At 44.8% G+C, this 19582-nt stretch carries 18 protein-coding genes; 5 read left to right on the forward strand and 13 right to left on the reverse strand.

What is annotated here, in order from left to right; genetic code table 11:
• Window position 1: 1 nt before the first annotated feature.
• From ileS to FGQ85_RS13255, 3 genes are all read right to left on the reverse strand, one after another.
• Window positions 2-3157: an isoleucine--tRNA ligase gene (gene ileS, locus FGQ85_RS13250; RefSeq protein WP_138373692.1), complete on the reverse strand. Its 3156-nt coding sequence runs from the start codon at window positions 3155-3157 to the stop codon at window positions 2-4.
• Between the two features lie 206 nt (window positions 3158-3363).
• Complete coding sequence (locus FGQ85_RS19035; RefSeq protein WP_255396377.1) at window positions 3364-3495, reverse strand: hypothetical protein; 132 nt, start codon at window positions 3493-3495, stop codon at window positions 3364-3366.
• Between the two features lie 6 nt (window positions 3496-3501).
• Window positions 3502-4932 carry a D-alanyl-D-alanine carboxypeptidase family protein gene (locus FGQ85_RS13255; RefSeq protein ID WP_138373693.1) on the reverse strand — a complete coding sequence of 477 codons (1431 nt, stop codon included), beginning with the start codon at window positions 4930-4932 and terminating at the stop codon, window positions 3502-3504.
• A 623-nt stretch (window positions 4933-5555) separates the two neighbouring features.
• On the opposite strand from FGQ85_RS13255, the gene FGQ85_RS13260 reads away from it, so the two are divergent.
• A complete protein-coding gene (locus FGQ85_RS13260) occupies window positions 5556-6218 on the forward strand; it encodes a GGDEF domain-containing protein (RefSeq protein WP_138373694.1) in 663 nt (220 codons plus the stop codon).
• A 78-nt stretch (window positions 6219-6296) separates the two neighbouring features.
• On the opposite strand, the gene FGQ85_RS13265 is transcribed toward FGQ85_RS13260, so the two are convergent.
• The gene (locus tag FGQ85_RS13265; protein ID WP_138373695.1) at window positions 6297-6647 is read right to left on the reverse strand and encodes a hypothetical protein; all 351 of its coding nucleotides are present in this window, start codon (window positions 6645-6647) and stop codon (window positions 6297-6299) included.
• 269 nt (window positions 6648-6916) lie between these two features.
• Here FGQ85_RS13265 and FGQ85_RS13270 point away from each other — a divergent pair, with 269 nt between their 5' ends.
• Genes FGQ85_RS13270 through FGQ85_RS13280 form a run of 3 tightly spaced genes read left to right on the forward strand, consistent with a single transcriptional unit; the run spans window position 6917 to window position 9217 of the window.
• Window positions 6917-7219, forward strand: coding sequence for a hypothetical protein (locus FGQ85_RS13270; protein WP_138373696.1), 303 nt, complete (start codon window positions 6917-6919; stop codon window positions 7217-7219).
• 34 nt (window positions 7220-7253) lie between these two features.
• Window positions 7254-8720: a DNA methylase gene (locus tag FGQ85_RS13275; RefSeq protein ID WP_138373697.1), complete on the forward strand. Its 1467-nt coding sequence runs from the start codon at window positions 7254-7256 to the stop codon at window positions 8718-8720.
• A gap of 35 nt (window positions 8721-8755) precedes the next feature.
• On the forward strand, window positions 8756-9217 hold the full coding sequence (locus FGQ85_RS13280; RefSeq protein ID WP_087251902.1) for a hypothetical protein: 462 nt from the start codon (window positions 8756-8758) through the stop codon (window positions 9215-9217).
• Between the two features lie 49 nt (window positions 9218-9266).
• Here FGQ85_RS13280 and FGQ85_RS13285 read toward each other — a convergent pair whose 3' ends face one another.
• From FGQ85_RS13285 to FGQ85_RS19200, 8 genes are all read right to left on the reverse strand, one after another.
• Window positions 9267-12218: a lamin tail domain-containing protein gene (locus FGQ85_RS13285; protein WP_138373698.1), complete on the reverse strand. Its 2952-nt coding sequence runs from the start codon at window positions 12216-12218 to the stop codon at window positions 9267-9269.
• A gap of 132 nt (window positions 12219-12350) precedes the next feature.
• Window positions 12351-13292: a choloylglycine hydrolase gene (gene bsh / locus FGQ85_RS13290; RefSeq protein WP_138373699.1), complete on the reverse strand. Its 942-nt coding sequence runs from the start codon at window positions 13290-13292 to the stop codon at window positions 12351-12353.
• Window positions 13293-13366: 74 nt separating this feature from the next.
• Window positions 13367-14380 (reverse strand): acyltransferase family protein, encoded by a 1014-nt coding sequence (locus tag FGQ85_RS13295; protein ID WP_138373700.1) that lies wholly within the window; start codon window positions 14378-14380, stop codon window positions 13367-13369.
• 61 nt (window positions 14381-14441) lie between these two features.
• Complete coding sequence (locus FGQ85_RS13300; RefSeq protein WP_118636202.1) at window positions 14442-15029, reverse strand: class I SAM-dependent methyltransferase; 588 nt, start codon at window positions 15027-15029, stop codon at window positions 14442-14444.
• Window position 15030: 1 nt separating this feature from the next.
• Window positions 15031-15441: a peptide deformylase gene (locus tag FGQ85_RS13305; RefSeq protein WP_087166526.1), complete on the reverse strand. Its 411-nt coding sequence runs from the start codon at window positions 15439-15441 to the stop codon at window positions 15031-15033.
• Between the two features lie 427 nt (window positions 15442-15868).
• Window positions 15869-16480: a type I restriction enzyme HsdR N-terminal domain-containing protein gene (locus FGQ85_RS13310; protein WP_171027967.1), complete on the reverse strand. Its 612-nt coding sequence runs from the start codon at window positions 16478-16480 to the stop codon at window positions 15869-15871.
• A gap of 74 nt (window positions 16481-16554) precedes the next feature.
• Window positions 16555-16857 carry a fic family toxin-antitoxin system gene (locus tag FGQ85_RS19195; protein ID WP_347563102.1) on the reverse strand — a complete coding sequence of 101 codons (303 nt, stop codon included), beginning with the start codon at window positions 16855-16857 and terminating at the stop codon, window positions 16555-16557.
• An 88-nt stretch (window positions 16858-16945) separates the two neighbouring features.
• A complete protein-coding gene (locus FGQ85_RS19200; protein ID WP_347563103.1) occupies window positions 16946-17524 on the reverse strand; it encodes an ORF6N domain-containing protein in 579 nt (192 codons plus the stop codon).
• 572 nt (window positions 17525-18096) lie between these two features.
• Between FGQ85_RS19200 and FGQ85_RS13320 the strand changes: the two genes are divergently transcribed.
• Window positions 18097-18873 carry a ParA family protein gene (locus FGQ85_RS13320; protein WP_138373702.1) on the forward strand — a complete coding sequence of 259 codons (777 nt, stop codon included), beginning with the start codon at window positions 18097-18099 and terminating at the stop codon, window positions 18871-18873.
• Between the two features lie 112 nt (window positions 18874-18985).
• Here FGQ85_RS13320 and FGQ85_RS13325 read toward each other — a convergent pair.
• A partial coding sequence (locus FGQ85_RS13325) for an IS3 family transposase (protein ID WP_138373703.1) occupies window positions 18986-19582 on the reverse strand: 597 nt, incomplete at its 5' end.

Genomic DNA, 19582 nt, shown 5'->3' on the forward strand with positions numbered 1-19582 from the left:
ATTAGTTTTCTTTTGCCACTCCAATCGTAACAGCCTCGCCGTTAATTTTCCACTCTTTTACATAGCCTGCCGGCTCTGTTTTTTCCATGGATACAGCAAGAACATCTTCTGAAATTTCCTGTCGGTTCTCTGCGAAAACAGTTTCTGCTTTCTCACTTCCAGTATATGTTATATGGATCTTGTCTGTCACTTCGAAACCGGCTTCTTTTCTCATCGTCTGGATCTTACTGATGATTTCACGCACAAATCCTTCTTCCAGAAGTTCCGGTGTCAGATTGGTATCCAGAACAACTGTAATTCCATAATCGCTTTCAGATACATATCCTTCTGTCTGTGTCATGTCAATGAGCAGATCCTCTTTTGTAAGAACTACTTCATTTCCATCAACTGTGAATTTCAGTTCGGAATTGCTCTCAAGATCATCCATTGCCTGATTGCCGTCCAGAGTCTCGAGCTCTTTCTTAATACCGCCAAGCAGCTTTCCGTATTTTGGTCCGACTGTCTTTAACTGTGGTTTGAATGTGTAGGTTGTAAATGCCCGGACATCCTCTGTCTGCTCCATTTCTTTTACATTGAGCTCTTCTGTAATAATCTCTCTGTAATATTCCGGAAGTTCCTCCACACCTTTGACAAACATCTTGCCGATAGGCTGACGGTTCTTGATATTAGCCGCATTTCTGCATGCACGGCCCATTACAACGATCTTCAGAACTTCGTCCATGTAGCGCTCCAGTTCCGCGTCGATGTACGCCTCATTTACCTCCGGGAAGTCGCACAGATGAATGCTTTCCGGCGCACTCTGATCAAGACTTCTTACGAGATTCTGATAGATCTCTTCTGTCATGAACGGAATCATCGGAGCCGCCGCTTTTGATACTGTCACAAGCGCTGTATACAGTGTCATATACGCATTGATTTTATCCTGTTCCATTCCTTTTGCCCAGAAACGCTCGCGGCATCTTCTGACATACCAGTTACTCATATCATCTACGAATTCCTGCAGTGCTCTTGCAGTCTCCGGAATCCGGTAATTGGCAAGATTGTCATCTACCGTCTTTACAAGCGTATTGAGTTTGGAAAGAAGCCATTTGTCCATGACGGACAGTTTTTCATATTCCAGTTTATATTTTGTAGCGTCAAACTCATCAATATTCGCATACAGTACGAAAAATGCGTACGTATTCCACAGTGTTCCCATGAATTTACGCTGTCCTTCCTGGACTGCCTTTCCATGGAACCGGTTTGGAAGCCACGGTGCGCTGTTGACATAGAAGTACCAGCGGATCGCGTCGGCTCCGTAAGTTTCAAGAGCCTCAAACGGATCAACCGCGTTTCCTTTGGACTTACTCATCTTCTGGCCGTTTTCATCCTGCACATGTCCAAGAACAATGACGTTCTTATACGGCGCCTTGTTGAAGAGCAGTGTGGAAATCGCAAGCAGAGAGTAAAACCATCCTCTTGTCTGGTCTACCGCTTCGGAGATGAAATCTGCCGGGAACTGCTGCTCAAACAGTTCTTTATTCTCAAACGGATAGTGATGCTGCGCAAACGGCATGGATCCGCTGTCAAACCAGCAGTCGATTACTTCCGGCACACGGTGCATTTCTTTTCCACATTTTGGACATTTAATCGTCACGTCATCGATATATGGACGGTGAAGCTCAATATCGTCCGGACAGTTGTCGGACATTGATTTCAGCTCTTCGATACTTCCAATGGAATGCTGATGTCCACATTCACATTCCCAGATATTCAGCGGAGTTCCCCAGTAACGGTTCCGGCTGATGCCCCAGTCCTGAACGTTTTCCAGCCAGTCGCCGAAACGTCCTTTACCGATGCTTTCCGGAATCCAGTTGATCGTATTATTGTTGCGGATCAGGTCATCTTTGACTTCTGTCATGCGGATAAACCAGGATTCTCTTGCGTAGTAGATCAGCGGAGTGTCGCATCTCCAGCAGTGCGGGTAGCTGTGCTCAAATTTCGGAGCTGAGAAGAGAAGTCCTCTCTTGTCCAGATCCTCAAGAACCATCGGGTCTGCTTTTTTACAGAAGATACCCGCAAACGGTGTCTCCTCCGTCAGTTCTCCCTTTCCGTTTACAAACTGTACAAACGGCATATCATAGCGGCGTCCCACCTTGGCATCGTCTTCACCGAATGCCGGTGCAATGTGAACGACTCCGGTTCCGTCTGTCAGTGTAACATAGGTGTCGCACAACACGTAAAATGCTTTCTTATTCTGCTTTTCTGCTGCCTTTGCAGCTCCTTCATAGAGTGGAATGTATTCTTTGCCTTCCAGCTCTTTTCCTGTATAGCGCTCTACAATTTCATAGGCCTTTTCGCCTTTTTCTTTTGCAAGTCCGCCGAGCACCTGATCAAGAAGTGCCTCTGCCATATAATATACACGTCCGTCAGCTGCATTTACTTTCACATAGGACTCGTCCGGATTTACACAGAGAGCCACGTTGGACGGCAGTGTCCAGGGCGTTGTTGTCCATGCAAGAATATAAGCGTCTTCATCTTTTACCTTGAAACGCACGATTGCGGAACGCTCTTTTACGTCCTTGTATCCCTGCGCTACTTCCTGCGCGGAAAGCGGTGTTCCGCAGCGCGGGCAGTAAGGAACGATCTTAAATCCTTTGTAAAGAAGTCCTTTCTCCCAGATCTGCTTTAATGCCCACCACTCGGACTCGATAAAATCATTGTCATAGGTAACATACGGATGCTCCATGTCCGCCCAGAAACCAACTGTAGCAGAAAAGTCCTCCCACATACCTTTATATTTCCATACACTCTCTTTACATTTACCGATGAACGGCTCAAGACCATATTCTTCGATCTGATCTTTTCCATCCAGTCCAAGCAGTTTCTCCACTTCAAGTTCTACCGGCAGTCCGTGGGTATCCCATCCTGCTTTTCTCGGAACCATCTTTCCTTTCATCGTCTGATATCTCGGAATCATATCTTTGATAACACGGGTGAGGACATGTCCGATGTGCGGTTTTCCGTTGGCCGTCGGAGGTCCGTCATAGAACGTGTATGTCTCGCCTTCTTTTCTGTTTTCCATACTTTTTTCAAAAATATGGTTTTCTTCCCAGAATTTTTCTACTTCTTTTTCTCTGTCAACAAATTTCAAATCGGTTGAAACTTTCTGATACATGCTCTTCTCTCCTTTTAGAATTTTTCTAAGAAAAAAACTCCCGTCCGTAATAGGACGAGAGTATAATCTTTCGCTGTACCACCTGTTACTGCATACGTTCATATGCGCTCTTGGTAACGGCAGAATACCGGCAGCGCTTAGTAGGATTCCCGTTCAGCGTCTGCAGCTCGGAAGTGATCTTCAGGCAGGGTCTACTTACACCGGGCTCACACCATCTCCGGCTCGCTGAAGGCTTTTGACATCTGTCTTACTCTCTTCGTCATCGCTTTTTCGATATATTTATGTATGGTCTGTCCCATACTTCGTTTATTATACTTGATAGTTTTCGTATGCGTCAAGTATTTTTACCATCTTTTCCTTCCGCGCCTTCTGCTTCTTCTGGCGGCTCTCTTCATTCTTCTCCGTCTCTGACGCTCCAGACGCTTCTGCCGTCTGCTCGTCCTCAGGAACGATCTCCGTCTTCTTCTGCGGAATACCAGAATCAGAATCACAACTGCCACAATGATTACAGCCGCTGCCGCTGCGATCACGATCCACTGTCTTCCCTCGAATACATTTTTGATGATGTCCAGAACCGATGCTGTTCCCTGCTCTTCTTTTTCCTTCCGGGCCACGGCTTTCTCATCGACATCCGCTTTTGCTTTGCCGACAGTCTGTCCTTCATACGTCAGATACAGCATGGACTCTCCATTTTCTTCTCCGGTCTCAAACTTCAGGTCTTCCTGGGAAGCGTCAGCCGGAAGACTTACATAAACCGGTTCTGTCTCCGTGACAGTTGCATGTGCTTCTTCCTGTGCCTGCTCCAGAACACTGCTTTCTACCTCCTGCCTGGTGAAATTCTCAAACGCGTAATCCAGAATACTTCTTGTATCATCATAAATGTGCTGGCCTCTTGTCTCCATCTCCACGCAGACAAGGTGCATTTTTCCGTTGTCCGCAAGAGTAATCAGTGTATTTCCGGCCTCATCAGTATATCCTGTTTTTCCTCCGACACAGTACTCATAATAATGATCGTTCCAGTTGACCAGCATCTCATGCCTCTGCTGGAATGTCCGGGACTCTGTCTCCAGATTGGTAGGTCCAATCGTATGCTCATATGTCTGCATGATTTCCATGAGCTCAGGATGAGAAAACAGCTCTGACGAAATCAGTGCCATATCATGTGCCGACGTATAATGATTTTCATCCTGCAGGCCGTGCGGATTGACAAAATGCGTATGGGTGGCACCAAGCTCCCCGGCCCGGTCATTCATGGCCGCCACAAACTTTTCATATCCCGTTCCGGTTCCTGAAAGTGTATTGCCGATATTTTCCGCAACCGCGTAGGACACCTCGTTTGCCGATGCCAGGAGTACCCCGTACAGCGCATCCGTCAGGGATATCTCCTCTCCCGGCCGCATCCCGATATAAGCGTCCCCCGGTTCGAGGAAATCCACGCTTTCCTGTGAGATCGTCACCCGTCCAGTCTCCAGATCTCCATTTTCCGCCGCCAGAAGTGCTGTCATCACTTTCGTAATACTCGCCGGATAGTGCTCATCATCAATATTCTTTGCATAAAGTACCGCCTTTGTATCGGCATCGATCACAATGGCCGACTTTCCATAGACTGCAGGACCTTCCGGCCAGTTTTCAATCTCATTACTCTGAACCGGAAGCGCATAGGACTGCTTCGCCTCCTCCTCTGCATCCGCCGCACTGACTCCTGATGCGGGCATTGTAACCGCTGCAATACAGAGCAGTCCTGCCAGTATTTTTTTCATTTTTCTTTTCATCATATGTCTCCCCTGTTTTTCTTCGTACCTTATAGTTTACCATATCTTCGGAAAGAAAGTGAAAAAAATCCACTTTTCCGTGCACTTTTCTTTTTACACATCCCGATTCTGTTTTTCCACGATATTCACACCGTTTTTCTCCACATGCAAAACTGTCCACCTTATGTGGATAAAGTTGTGGATAACTTTCTTTTTTTCCTCTTTTCTTTCCCCGGTTTATTAGTATCTATCCTTCAGTTTCTCTTAAAAATCGGGCTTTTCCATACTATATCCTCTCTATTTTCTTTTATTCCCTCTTTTCCCTATTATGTGGATAACTTTTTCTTCAATCTGGTTTTTTATCCTCCTTTTTTACCCTTTATCCACTTTCCCGTGTCGAAAACCAACTATTTTTTTCTACAGATTCTCCAAGCTTTATCCAAACGCTTTTTAGACATGTCCACAAAGTTATCCACTCTTTCCACATAGTTATCAACATCCTGTATCTAAAATTTTACTTGACACAAGACTATGATACGATTTTCATAAAATCCAAAGAAAAAAAAACACATATTTTTTACTTTTTCTTTCTATACTTAATTATAATACCTGGTTTGATATTGGAACACCAAAGGAGATGATTGGTAATGAAATCTTATAGAGCTTTAAAATGGATACAGGGTATATTCATCGTATTCTTTTTTATGGCGTTTTGTATTCTGCTCCGTGCTGAACACTTTTTATCCACGGAATATTCCATCTTTCTCTTTTCCGGGCTTTTCGGATGCCTTGCGTTTCTTGCTTTCGATCTGATTTCCTGGAACCGTCAGAAAAAGAAAGAACAGCGGCTGTTCCAGCTGGCCCAGACAGATGCTCTGACCCGGCTTCCGAATACTTCCGCACTTAAAAACGAACTCGTAAAGCTTTCTGAAACAGTACTGGAAGATGACATTTCCTGCGCGGTGATTTCTTTTGATAATATCCACCGTCTGAACCGTACTTACGGGCACGAGGCGGGAGATTCTGTATTCCGGGAATTTGCGGATATTCTCCGGGTTTCTGCGGAAGATCTGTGTTTTATCGGCAGAAAAAGCGGCCGTACTTTCCTCGCCATCTTCCGGGAAAACTCCCACGAAAAGACAGAACTGTTTCTGGAACGGCTGAAACGCGGCGTGGAGATTCACAATGAGACAAACGGACTGCTGCCGATCACCTACCATGCGGAAGCAGCTTACAATGATGAACTTCATTATGTATCTATTTACGATCTGATCAAAATCCGGTCCGGGAAACGACGACAGCAGGCATAACCAACAGGAAAAATGCAAAAATATACCCCGGTCATCCGGTACACACGTGCCGGACGACCGGGGTTTTTGTAAGCTTTTTTATGATTCCCCGTTTTCGTCTTCTATTTCTTTGACGGCATCCTGAAATTCGTCTCTTTCCCGCAAAAATGCGGTATCTTCATCTTCCTTGATCATTTTTAACAACATCTGCTTCATCCTGGATTTGTCCTCAGTCTCCACTTTTTTTGTCTGGATATGCTGGTAAAGCGGGGACTTCTTAAGATCCCACCGCTTTGTTACTGACTTCAGCATCGGCACCAGAACTTTCAGCGTATTCACCCAGTCTTTTTGCGCTGAGTATAACTGAAAATGTGCCACATATGAAGTGTACTCCCACTGGTCGAAAAGCTTCGAGATTCGTCTTGTTCTTATGATTTCATTGATTTTCATTTTTCTTTTCCCCTTATACGCGCTAACTGTTGTCCGGTTCTGCTTTGATTATATCAATCTGCCGCTGCATAAAGCAATAAACTGCTTTTTAAACTTTGGGTTAAAAAAGAAACCATTGGTTTTCTTCTGAAAAACAGAACACGATTCTCTTTTCTGGAAGTTTCTTCATCTTGACATTCTCTGTTTTTCTATAGTATGATGAACTCAGAAGAATTCGAACATATGTTTGTTTTGTTTGATCACTATTTTCAGGAAAGGAGACGCTTTGTATGAATCAGCCCCTGCACAGTCCAGCTCCCGGTCCACATACCACAGAGCGCATTTATGTCAGTGTTTCTTCCGTTTTTGATGCCACCGGCTATATGCAGCCGACAGCCATCACCTGGGCGGACGGCCGTACCTTTCCCATCGAAAGTGTCCGGGACTGCCGGCCTGCATCCGCTTTATCCCGGGGCGACTGTTATACCGTAGTCATTCACGGTCAGGAAAAGCATCTGTTTTTTGAACGTACGGATCCTCTATTTCCAAGCCGTGTCGGAAGATGGTTTGTAGAAAGAAGTGCTTCTGTATAATCTGTTACTCTGAAAAGAAAGAAGGCGACGCAAGATGAAAACCTATCTCGCAATTGATCTGAAATCCTACTATGCATCTGCCGAGTGCGCAGCACGTCATCTCGACCCTTTGACCACCAATCTGGTAGTGGCGGATGAATCCCGCACGGAAAAGACGATCTGCCTTGCCGTCTCCCCTTCTCTGAAGGCATATGGGATTCCCGGCAGGGCACGGCTCTTTGAAGTCATTCAGAAGGTCAAGGAAGTCAATACGCGCCGGCTTCAGGCCGCCATCCAGAGTCATACTGCACTGAATCAAAACGGACGGCTGTCTCTTGGAGAGCCTTCCTTTGACGCAAATGCCTTGAAACAGGACCCGACGCTTACGGTTTCCTATCTGGTTGCCCCTCCCCGTATGGCCTACTATATGGAACTTTCCGCAAAGATTTATTCCATCTATCTGAAATACATTGCCCCGGAGGACATTCATGTCTATTCCATCGATGAAGTCTTTATGGATGTGACCTCCTATCTGGAGCATTATCAGATGTCCGCCCATGACCTTGCCAAAGCAATGATCCGCGAAGTCCTTTATGCCACCGGCATCACCGCCACCGCGGGAATCGGGACTAATCTGTACCTTTGCAAACTTGCCATGGACATCGTTGCCAAACGCACGCCTCCGGACCCGGACGGCGTCCGGATTTCCGAGCTTGATGAGGCATCTTTCCGGTATCTTCTCTGGGATCATCAGCCGCTTACCGATTTCTGGCAGACAGGTGCCGGTACCGTCAGACGTCTGGAAAAGCACGGGATTCATACGATGGGCGAGCTGGCACGGGCCAGCCTCACAGAAGAAGATATGCTTTACAAGGAATTTGGTATTGATGCGGAAATCCTCATCGATCATGCCTGGGGGATCGAGCCGTGCACCATGCAGGATATTAAATCATACCGCCCTTCGGACAACAGCACCAGTGAGGGCCAGGTGCTCTCCTGCCCTTATGACCATCAGAAAGCCCGGATCGTCGTCCAGGAGATGACAGAAAGTCTCTCCTACCGTCTTCTGGAACAGAATCTGACGACGGATTCTCTGACTCTGGGAATCGGCTATGACCGTGAAAACTGCGACAGCGGCTCATATCACGGAGAAGTTCACATCGATCACTACGGCCGGAAAGTTCCGAAAGGCGCACACGGTACGATCCGTCTGGATCCTCCGTCCAATCTGGCAGGCAGCCTGATCCAGGCAGCTTCAGAGCTGTTTGAGCAGATCACAGATCCCCGTCTTCTGGTGCGCCGTATTACAATCACTGCAAACCGGGTGGTAAAAGATGATGGCATATATCAGCTCAATCTGTTTACCGACACAAAGAAGCTGGAAAAAGAAAAGAAGCTTCAGGAATCCATGCTGGATATCCGGAAGCGCTTTGGAAAAAATGCGGTACTGAAAGGTACCAGCTTTTTAGACGGCGCTACCATGCGGGAGCGCAACGGGCAGATCGGCGGCCACACGGCCTGATCTGTTTCCGCCATATAAAAAGGAGAAATGTTGCCATGACAGACTATAAAAATTCAGCAGAAGGACGCATCGTCACTGCAAAATATCAGGATATTCTGCATCTTTCCCGTCCGGAACCATCCTACAGGCATCCCCGTATGCCCGTTGCCGGCCGCGCAAAGATCTTCTCACCTTTCGCCGCTCTGCGCGGATATGAAGAGGAAATCGCCGAGGAAGACTGGAAAAAGAATCTGGTCCCGAAAAAACTTCTGTCAGAAGAGAAGTCTCTGCAGATTTCCGTGCTCCTTTCTCGGGTAGAAAAGGGAAGCTCTCTCTCAGTTCGTTTTTTTCAGGAGGACATGCACCATTCTGACACGCCACCTCTTGGAATCTATAAAGAGGTTTCAGGAATTGTAACCAGGATTGATTCTGTCTTTCAGAAACTTGTCATCTCTGACGGAGAAACTGAAACAGTGATTTCTTTTGAATCTCTGTCAGAAATAAAACTTCCGGAATGAGCTGATTTTTTTACTCACCCCGGAAGCTTTCTGCTATTTTAACAAAGCATTACATAAAATGTCTCTTTTTCATGATGAAGCCGCTGATTACTCCTCCAAGAGAAATTACGGCTGCTCCGGCCCAGAGAAGTACATTACTGCTGTCTCCGGTTTTTGGTGCCTGTGTTCCTGAATCACTTTCAGAAACGGCAGTCTTATTTTGATCCGCAAAGTTTTGATTCTGAGCATCCATTCCTCCGGCATTCTTGTCTCCGCTGTTCTGGTTTCCACCAGTCTGCTGGTTATCCCCGGTCTGCTGATTTCCTCCAGTCTGCTGTCCATCATCTCCTGATGTCTCACTGTAGTCACAATTCAACGAACCAACTGTCAGTGCACCGGATGTAACTCCATCCCGGAACCGGTATACCGGCCTTTGTCCGTTTACAGTATAAGAAGCATCCGCAATGGCAAAGCCTTCATTATTGGCGGAGGGATCCACACCTGACGGCGGAAGTACATGGACAATTTCCGGTGTCTCCGTTCCATTCAGAGTGATTTTTGCTCCTCTATTACCGTAACCGTCATCCGTCATCACCCAAAGAACATTTTCGTAAGTATCATAGTCCAGTGACATGGCACCGCCAAGTTTGGAATCAATATCTGCAATCTGTACAGATGTACCATCTTCATTCAATACATAGGCGTAAACATGTCCGTTATCTTCCAAAGCTACGAAAAATACACCATCAGCGACCGCATCCGGATAGTCTGCCGGGTCAAATGCAGACCCTGTATTCTGGTCAAACAGTTTTCCTGTTATAGCCGTGTCAGAAACCCATTCGACTGCTTCAATTCCCATATTTGCAGATACCTGCGGCAGAGAAGACGTCAAATCCCACTCATTGACTGCTGTCAGGTCTGATCCTTCTGTGTCCGGATCTACCACCAGAATAGAATTATAATTGATTCCCTTCTGACTATTATCACGCTCCGATGCAATATAAACAAGTCCGGCTCCATCTACTGTAATTCCTTCCGCATCCGGTCCGGCAGCAGACGGATCAGATGCATCTTTCTGAAAACGAATCCTCTTTCCTTCTTCAAATCCATTCGCAAAGCTTAATGTGCTGTCTTTTGCAACATCCAGAATCCAGAATTTTCCGGTTCCGTTATCTACCGCATACAACTGTCCTCCAAAAAAGTCAAGTCCTGAAGAATCTTCCAGAAATGTAGATTCTGTATCAAATACGGTAACCTCTTCTGCTCCCGGCCATGCGATTACTTCCGGAATATCCGCAAACTTATTCGCTGCTCCCGGAGTTGCTTCCTGCGTATTCCTGTACTCCTGTCCGTTTACATCCGGATAAAGTCCCCAGGTCGGACTTGTATGCCCGGTCCATGTAGTGTTCGCAATCAGATTTCCATCTTCGTACAGACGGACAGAATCATCGCTTCCCAGTCCGAAATTCAGGTCATCAATCACCAGATACCCGTCTGCCGGAATGGTCGTCCCTTCCGGTATTACATACTCATGCGAATCATCATTATCTTTGATAACAATTCCGGAAACATCTAACGCTTCCCGTGTCGGGTTTGCCAGTTCCACCCAGTCCGCTCCTCCATCCGGATCATTGGACTGCACTTCGTTAAGCACCACGGGATTCACGATCAGGTTCGCCTCTCCTTTAGTGGAAGTCTGGAAATCCGTCAGTTCTCCTGTCCCGTCCGGAATTCTTGCATATACTCCCGCTGCATGAGTCGTCCAGCTGTATTCAGCAACAGCCGCGCCTTCGCTGTTATAAATGGATACCTTGTCCTCATTCCCCAAACCGAATAAAAAGTCACGGTTTCCTTCAAAAACATAGTATTCTCCCGGATTTAAGATCGTTCCTTCCGCTACAGGAGTAATATCGGACGCATGTCCTACCGGATCATTATCATACAGGTACCATCCTGAAATATCTACCGCAGTATCTCCTGTATTTTTGATTTCTACCCAGTCTGTGCTGTCACCATTCGATTCTACTTCGTTGATTACAACAGATGGAGCATACCATTCATTCGCCTGTCCTTTTGTCTCTTTTGTGAGTGCAAATGCTCCTGTTCCATCCGGATATCTTCCATAAGAAGCCTGAGCCGCATCTCCTTCATATGAAGCATGTTCAGTCCAGGAGTATTCATCTAGAAGAGTCCCTTGTGAATCATAAAGTCGGATAGAATCCGCAGACCCGATTCCGATTGCTGCCTCAAACGTATTTTCTTCAAACGTGTCTGTCTGGTCATTATAAATTCTTCCCATTGTTTTAGCATCAACCACCAGCAGCGCTCCCGGTTCTATCGTGGAACCTTCCGAAAATCTCCACCGATGGTCATCGGAATTATCACGAATTTCACACCCTGACAGATCAATGGTTTCATTTCCTGTATTCATCAGTTCTACCCAGTCATCCGGAGAGGAATTGATTTCATTTATCACAAGCGCCGTCATATTCTGTCCGGATTCGCCGTTTTCCCCTTCTCCTGGTTCCTGTGCGGTAACATTTACCGCTCCCTTTGTAGAACTCTGATCAACAAACTCTCCTGTCCCATCTGGTACTCTGGAATAAGTTCCCAAAGCATGTCCTTCATAGCTGTAGGTATCCTGCAGACTGCTGTTTGCGTTGTACAAGGAAACAGTATCGCTTTTCCCAAGCCCAAAACTAAAATCAATACTGTCCTCCAATACCATTACCGCTCCTGCTTCCAGCACTGTTCCATCTGGAAATTGCTTTGTCTCATTGCTCGTAAGCCGTTCCAGACCCTTGTCGTCTGTGACAAACCAGCCACTGATATCCACGGCCTGATCTCCTGTATTTACTATCTCAATCCAGTCATTCCCTCCATTCGGATCATCAGACTCGACTTCATTGATAAAAACCGTATTTCCGGAAGATGCAGCAGACACAGGCATGCCTGCTGCCGGGGCAACTGCGGATGCGGTTAAAAATGCTGCAAGTGCTATACTGAGCTGTCGTTTCTTCATATTTAGACGTTCTCCCTTCTCAAATTATGATTTTTTTAAGTTTAACAGGAGAATGTCAAATCTGAAGTTGCAACACGTAAAATCATCGTAAAAAGAAAGCAGAGCAATCTTACGCTCTGCCTTTTTCCCTTCCTAAAATACCGTTATCAGTTCAGCCCCTTCCAGATCCGTTTCCTGCATCTCTACTTTCCGGATCCGGCTGTCATCGTATGTTTTGTAATAATATGCACCTGTCCGTGTATTAATACAGCAGGAATAAGTGGTGATATCATATGTTCCGGCCTCTGTAATCACAGACCCGCGCACCATCGATACCCCGTCCAGAATATGAAAGAACTGGGAAACATTCGATTTCTCGTCCTGCGGCGATACAGAATTCCATTTCAGGAAAGCAGCCCTTACAAACCGTGACGCGGAAGAAGCATCTCCCGGCAGTCCTGCCGCTCCCATTCCCTGTGCGTAAGGCTTTAAGCTCAGCTTGTCACAAAAGCGGTTCTCCGGGCTTTTTGCGCTGAGATTCATATAATTGTTCATATTCAGCCTGTGATATTCAAACGGCGGATTATTCGTCAGCACACCAAATGGATTTTCGTAAATTTTCAGTCCTTCCTGAACAGCCTCCAGAACAAGACACTGTTCCCGGTCCGCCAGCATCCAGTGAAGCGGCGCCGGAGGCATCTTCTCAGAAAACGCAAGGTCCACAATTTTCATTTTCTCAAGATCATTTTTCACTTCCGCCACCGTGGAATAGTTTCCCAAAATCCAGGCAATGATCTCAAAAGAGGCAAGTTCCATTCCCTGATCTTCCGGTTTCTGATAGTATGCGTTTCCCGGGAAATTCAGCCCTGCCATACACAGCCCCTTTTCATTTACCGCTTCCGCATACAAAGGGAACCGGCTGACAGCTGATGCCATGCCGATCATGGCATAATGCTGTTCCTTACGCCCTGCCAGACGGAAATCCAGCGGGAAATTCCTCGGTGTGATCACAACCTTCTCCCCGAAAGAGCAGTCCAGATCCAGATTCCTTCCAAAGTAAAAATCTCCATTGTCATACGTAATACAGGTACACATATCATTCTTTCCTTTCCGCTATCGCACGTTTTGATTCTATTATTCACTTTCCTCCATCCGGACATTCATTCCCTCTATGTAATTTTCTTCCCGATCGTTGTCTGCCTCATAATCAGGACACACACAAAGGACACTGCCGCAATCACAAAAGTCAGCCCCGGTATTGCAATCCATGCCGTAAAATCAGTTGGTTCCATATATTTTTTGTAATTATCCAGAAATAAAATATGGATCAGATATATGCCAAACGAACAGTTGCAAAAAAGGTCTATTATACGCTTTCTGCGGTCTGAAGGCTGAAAATTTCCATCATTCACCCTTATCATAATGATAAAAAACATAACGGATGCCAAAATCACAAACGGTGAACCATAAGTCAGTTCTTTTTCATAATGATACCCTTTTGCAAATGTTGCCCCCATGGTTGCTCCAAAAGATACCGCCATACTGAATATACAAATCAGCACTGCTGTTTTCTGGCGAATCGGGATTTTTTTCCTGTACTTGCTAATATAATAACCGAAAAACAAGTAGTATGTATAGACTTTATCTCCAATCAACGGCAGATCATAATACAGTTCCTCACCTGTAAAAGTAGTACGAAAATTCAGAAGCACTGCTCCTGTCGAAATAATCAGGAGTGCAGTTTCAAGATTCTTCGACAGGTTTCTGCACATAACCTGCAGAAACGGAAGCACCAGATAAATCGATATCATAGCATACAGGTACCAAAGATGGGCTTCCGCAGGAACAAAAATAATTTCCTGCAGTTTTACTTCTGTTTTCATATAACAGGTATTCCACAGATAATAAACCACGCTCCATACAGCCAATACCGACAAAAAGCGTAAGATCCTTCTGCAGTGCTTTTTCAGTGTCTCCTCTCTTCCCAGCAGCAACGCCCCGGAAATCATAAAAAAGGAAGGTACGCTTACCCTCGCTGCCGTATCGACCACCAAAGAAAATGCATACTCGCTGTTCGGAATTTCTCCATAAGCTCTGCAGAAATAATTACTTACGTGAATCGCAATGACCAGAACAAAAGAAATCATCCTGATCAGTTCAAGATTATAATTCTTTTCTTTCATCTCATTTGTTCTCCCCCGACTTCAGGAATCGCCGGATTCCATATCATCCCTTTTCTCCTTTTTACATTTTAAAAATTACAATCCGTTCCCGGCTGTCTTTTCCATCATATAAATCTCCACAGTCAATCTCATCATAAAATGTCAGTTCATTCACCGTCATCAGAAAAGAAATATATTCATCTGACGGGTAATAGAAAAACAGTAAAATTTCTCTTGGCGCCTCGTAATACGAATCCCGAATCCTGCTGATCACTTTTTGCAGGATTTCCAGAGAAAACGGGTTGAAAAAATAGATCCGGTCCACACTTTCCGGTACCGGAAATTCTCCCGCATCGACAGCCTGAAACGTTACCCTTCCCGAAGCTGATGACATGTTCTGATTTTCCACTGCTTTTTCATAAATCCGCTCATCATACTCGATTCCAATGGACCTGCACCTGGTCTGCCACGACAAAAAGAAATCAACACGGCCTTTGCCGCATCCATAGTCCAAAAGCGTATTTCCTTTCCGGATATATCCGCTGTTTGCCAGACGCTCCAGAACCGGATACGGCGTCGGCTCATATGGATACCGGTACTGGTCTGCATGAGAATCATCTCGCCCGGTTGTGCGGATCTGCAGCAGCTTGTCCCATTTTTCCTCTTTCATATCAGATCAGAATTCCTTCCAGATGATCGAGTTCATGCTGGCAGATCTGAGCCTGCCAGCCGCTCAGCTTCTGCCGCTGCTTTGTCCAGTTCATATCATAATATTCCACCTCAATGTTCTGATAACGGGTGGTTTTCCGGACACCGGGAAGGGAAAGACATCCCTCTTCTGTCTCGTACGGCGTGTCCTTTCTGACCATGACCGGGTTAAACATGACAACGTCAAACATCCCCATATTCACAATAATCACCCGTTTTCTGACTCCGATCATATTGGCCGCCATGCCGACACACGCCTCCCGGTTAGCCGCCAATGTATCCTGCAGATCTCTCCCAACCTGCAAATCTTCCCTTGAAGCAGGCTCAGACTTCTGCCCAAGGAAGAAAATATCTTTCATAATTGTTTTTACCATTTGTATCCATCCTGTCTATGCACTAATTTTCAGCTGAATCTATGATATCATAAATTTCTTTCAAATACATGAAAGAAGCTGAAACTCCTTATTGTTTAATGTTTTTTCATCTTTCTAAACGCTTCAAGAATCAGAACGGAGCTTATCACGTGTTCAAAGAAATCAATAAATTCCTCAGAAGTAACATATAGTAACCTGTCAGTTCGAAATTCTCCCAAATGTATCCGCCCGTTCTTTTCGTCCACTAACGAAGGCATTTTCTTTCTTACATACTCAAGCACTTCCTGCACTTTTGCCCTGCCTTTGCGGCCGACATTAATTTTCCCGCTGTGGTTTATAAGGCAGCGCACTCCTTCTTTGGTATGGCATAGTTCCATATTTGTATCTAATATTAATTGCAGCGCATGATGGCATCTATTCCCATCGTCTACTGCTGCGGCCAGTATCGTTTTTTCTTCAGATGCTCCCTGGTCTGTCTTCCTATATAGCTGTCATAATGTCTGCGTACATATGTGATATTCTCAAGCGTCTTTAAATCCGGACGTGAAGAAAGTGTCATTGCCTGTGTTGTTTCATTACAGTTAGATCTGCACATCCGCTTGTATGAGGCAGGACATTCTGTCTCTTTATATCCGGATCTCTGATCAAACCGAAATACTCTCAGATCACTTCCATTCGTTGCGAAAGCAATTTCTGAATTTAAAGCTTCGGCATAGCGCAACAGCTGAGCAATTACCTTCTCATCGATCGGAATATGCGCTGTCTTGCACTCCACTACAGCCAGAATTGTATTTCCATCGGGCCGTAAAACCAGTATATCTGCCCGGTCTCTTCGTTCCGGATATCCGTACCGCTTCATGGAAACTTCAGTCTGTATGTTTCTTAAAGGGGTATGCAGTTTCCATCTGAAAAATTTGACTGTTGTCTGCCGTATGATTTTTTCCGGTGTTTTTAAGATGTACTTTTTCCTGCATTTATCATAAAAATACTTCTTCCCGTCAAATGTATATTCTCTGTGAAATGAGAGAAGTTTTTGCATAAAAATTCCCCTTTCAAAAAATAAAAAGCAGGAACTGTTTCGCATTTTCAGCTAATAATTCCTGCTTTTGAAACTCATTCCTCCGTTTCCAGTTCTAACCTCTGCAATATATCCCTGATGATCCCTGCATCTTGAATAAGGTTAATCCCAAAACACTTTTTTCCTGCATCCTTTAATGATGCTCCCACATGATAAGCTGTACCTCTATCAAGAATTAAAAAGCGATCATGGAACACCTTTGTGTATTTCACTTCCAGAGTTGGATACTGTGCATTGAAATTCTCCACATCTGTTTTGGTAAGTCTTGTCCGTTTTTGAGTGTAGATTGTAACAGACACGTTTTCATTTTTCTTGGAGAGTAAATTTAATGTTCCCACATCCACATATCCATCTATCAGTGTAATTTCTTTTTCTGCCTTTTGTATCAGACTGACAATCAAACTGAATGCATCATAAATCTGACCATCAAAAAAACACTTTCTGGCCAGCTTCCTCATGCCCGGATATGTACTCAAATATCTGCTCTAATTTCTCATCAGTCTGTTTCTGGTATTCCAGCTGTTTTAGTTCTATGTTGCTGATACGTTCAAAAAGCAAAGCGTTATTGGCTATAAAACGCCTCATCTCTACAAATGCATTCATAATATTGATACTAACTTGAATAGCAACATCGCTTCTTAAAACAGCCGATAACATTGCGATTCCCTGTTCAGTAAAAACATAAGGTAAATATCTTCTGCCACCTTTTTTGTTACCATTAGCATCCTCCTCTTTTGAGGTCACAATTTGTGATCTCAAAGCCTCATACTCGTCTTTACTAATTTGAAACCTAAAACTATCCGGAAAGCGTGCTATATTTCTTTTTACAGCCTGATTAAAAACTCTTGTTTCCACCTGATACAACATGGCTAAATCGCTATCCAGCATAACCTGCTTATTGCGTATAACATAAATCATGCTCTTAATATTATAGTGTGCCACTTCACTGTTTGGTGCCTGGGCTTTTTCATCAATAACTACCAATTCTTTTTCTGTTTTGCTCATAGCTATACCTGCCTCTCGAATTTCAACGAATCAATTCAGCACACCAACGATCTCTTTCCCTATAAAGCAATTATACCATGTTGCAGGCTTTTTGCCTCTCTAAATCTGCAAAGGACAAAATAAAAAGCAGGAGATTATTTCGCCTTTTCGGCTGATAATTCCTGCTTTTAAAACCCGTTCCCGAGGTGATTCGAACACCCGACCTACCGCTTAGGAGATGGACCCAGTGCATATATTCCCTATCAACGGAGATAAAGAAAATGCAGTTATATCAAGGCATTTCTCCACATTCACTGTAAACCTCGTACAAGCAAAATCAAGCAAAAACAAAGGATTTTAGCCCCCTATTGTTTGCACTCTGTTTGCAAAGGCGCGAATTTTAGCGTTAGCCAAAAGTTCAATTCCCGTCGGGACTTAATTATATTTATGGTCTCGTGGACATAGTCTACCATACATAGAGGCTCATTACAAGAGGTATTGAGCCAGTAAAAGTGCCTGTTTTATCTTTCTCAGGAAAGGTAGAGCAGGCACTTTTTTTCATATCTAAACTTAGAAAGAAATGAGGTGAAATTATGAATACACAGATTATTGCCATAGCCAACCAAAAAGGTGGTGTCGGCAAAACAACCACTTGTGCCAATCTTGGAATTGGTCTGGCTCAGTCTGGGAAGAAAGTCCTTCTGATTGACGGAGACCCACAGGGAAGCCTGACCATCAGCTTGGGCAATCCCCAACCTGACAAGCTGCCCTTTACACTGTCAGACGCTATGGGCCGTATTTTGATGGATGAACCAATTCGTCCCGGCGAGGGTATCCTGCACCACCCTGAGGGCGTAGACCTGATGCCTGCGGACATCCAGCTATCTGGTATGGAGGTATCTCTGGTAAACGCTATGAGCCGAGAAACCATTCTGCGACAATATCTGGACACGCTGAAGGGGCAATACTCCCATATCCTTATTGATTGCCAGCCCTCCCTGGGTATGCTTACGGTCAATGCACTGGCTGCCGCTAATAGGGTTATAATCCCCGTCCAGGCAGAGTATCTTCCCGCTAAAGGTTTAGAGCAGCTTTTGCAAACTATCAATAAGGTTCGCAGACAAATCAATCCCAAGCTGCAAATTGATGGGATTCTGCTGACGATGGTAGACAGCCGAACCAATTTTGCCAAAGAAATCTCCGCTCTCCTGCGCGAAACCTATGGCAGTAAGATCAAGGTGTTTACATCAGAAATTCCTCATTCTGTCAGGGCTAAAGAAATCAGTGCTGAAGGAAAAAGCATTTATGCCCATGATCCTAATGGCAAAGTGGCTGAGGGCTACAAAAATCTGACGAAGACTAACTATTAAAAGTCAAGCCCTAAAATGAAAAAATCCGCCAACCATCCGCTGCCCATGACAAACATCATTTGGTCCTATGTCAAGATTTAGCGCAAGTTAAAATGAGAAATTTATCCTCATCTTAACTTACTAAGAGCTGTCCGTTTGTCTGTGTCTGCTCATATAGTTTTTCAAAGTCATTTGGCGACATATAATCGCAATGACTATGAATACGTTTGGTATTATAAAAGGCTTCGATATACTCGAAGATCAGACGATATGCCTGCTGATAATCACGTATTTTAAACCGGTTCAGCCATTCCCGTTTGATAAGTGCATGAAACGATTCGATACATGCATTATCCCATGGGAAAGCCTTTTTCGAGTAACTGCGCTGCATTTTTGCAGTAGCTTCCCGATAAGCCTGGGATACGTACTGACTTCCTCTATCACTGTGGATAATTAACGGCAGCTCTGTATTCCGTCTGGCTTTCGCTTTATTGATGGTATCAATCACACAGGATACCTCTAAAGTCTGGCTGAGTGTCCAGGCAATAATCTTACGGGAAAATAGATCCATAATGCTTGTCAGATAGACAAAGCCATCCGTCGTCCAGATATACGTAATATCACTGCACCATACCGCATTTGGGCGTTCAGGTGTAAACTGTTCATCCAGGATATTTTGAAGTTCGTTACTGAAATCGGAATCTATGGTAGTGATCGTCCATGGTTTCAC

Source organism: Pseudoflavonifractor sp. BSD2780061688st1 E11 (genome assembly GCF_005844125.1).
Lineage (GTDB): Bacteria > Bacillota > Clostridia > Lachnospirales > Lachnospiraceae > Sellimonas > Sellimonas catena.

Excerpts from the sequence above, each read along its gene's own strand:
- FGQ85_RS13275 (WP_138373697.1), top strand. The coding sequence starts at position 7,254 with ATGAAAACCTATCTCGCAATTGATCTGAAATCCTACTATGCATCTGCC.
- FGQ85_RS13280 (WP_087251902.1), top strand. The coding sequence starts at position 8,756 with ATGACAGACTATAAAAATTCAGCAGAAGGACGCATCGTCACTGCAAAA.
- FGQ85_RS13295 (WP_138373700.1), bottom strand. The coding sequence starts at position 14,380 with ATGAAAGAAAAGAATTATAATCTTGAACTGATCAGGATGATTTCTTTT.
- FGQ85_RS13285 (WP_138373698.1), bottom strand. The coding sequence starts at position 12,218 with ATGAAGAAACGACAGCTCAGTATAGCACTTGCAGCATTTTTAACCGCA.
- ileS (WP_138373692.1), bottom strand. The coding sequence starts at position 3,157 with ATGTATCAGAAAGTTTCAACCGATTTGAAATTTGTTGACAGAGAAAAA.
- FGQ85_RS13300 (WP_118636202.1), bottom strand. The coding sequence starts at position 15,029 with ATGAAAGAGGAAAAATGGGACAAGCTGCTGCAGATCCGCACAACCGGG.
- FGQ85_RS13265 (WP_138373695.1), bottom strand. The coding sequence starts at position 6,647 with ATGAAAATCAATGAAATCATAAGAACAAGACGAATCTCGAAGCTTTTC.
- FGQ85_RS13320 (WP_138373702.1), top strand. The coding sequence starts at position 18,097 with ATGAATACACAGATTATTGCCATAGCCAACCAAAAAGGTGGTGTCGGC.
- FGQ85_RS13310 (WP_171027967.1), bottom strand. The coding sequence starts at position 16,480 with ATGCAAAAACTTCTCTCATTTCACAGAGAATATACATTTGACGGGAAG.
- FGQ85_RS13260 (WP_138373694.1), top strand. The coding sequence starts at position 5,556 with ATGAAATCTTATAGAGCTTTAAAATGGATACAGGGTATATTCATCGTA.
- FGQ85_RS19200 (WP_347563103.1), bottom strand. The coding sequence starts at position 17,524 with ATGAGCAAAACAGAAAAAGAATTGGTAGTTATTGATGAAAAAGCCCAG.
- FGQ85_RS13255 (WP_138373693.1), bottom strand. The coding sequence starts at position 4,932 with ATGATGAAAAGAAAAATGAAAAAAATACTGGCAGGACTGCTCTGTATT.
- FGQ85_RS13305 (WP_087166526.1), bottom strand. The coding sequence starts at position 15,441 with ATGGTAAAAACAATTATGAAAGATATTTTCTTCCTTGGGCAGAAGTCT.
- FGQ85_RS13270 (WP_138373696.1), top strand. The coding sequence starts at position 6,917 with ATGAATCAGCCCCTGCACAGTCCAGCTCCCGGTCCACATACCACAGAG.
- bsh (WP_138373699.1), bottom strand. The coding sequence starts at position 13,292 with ATGTGTACCTGTATTACGTATGACAATGGAGATTTTTACTTTGGAAGG.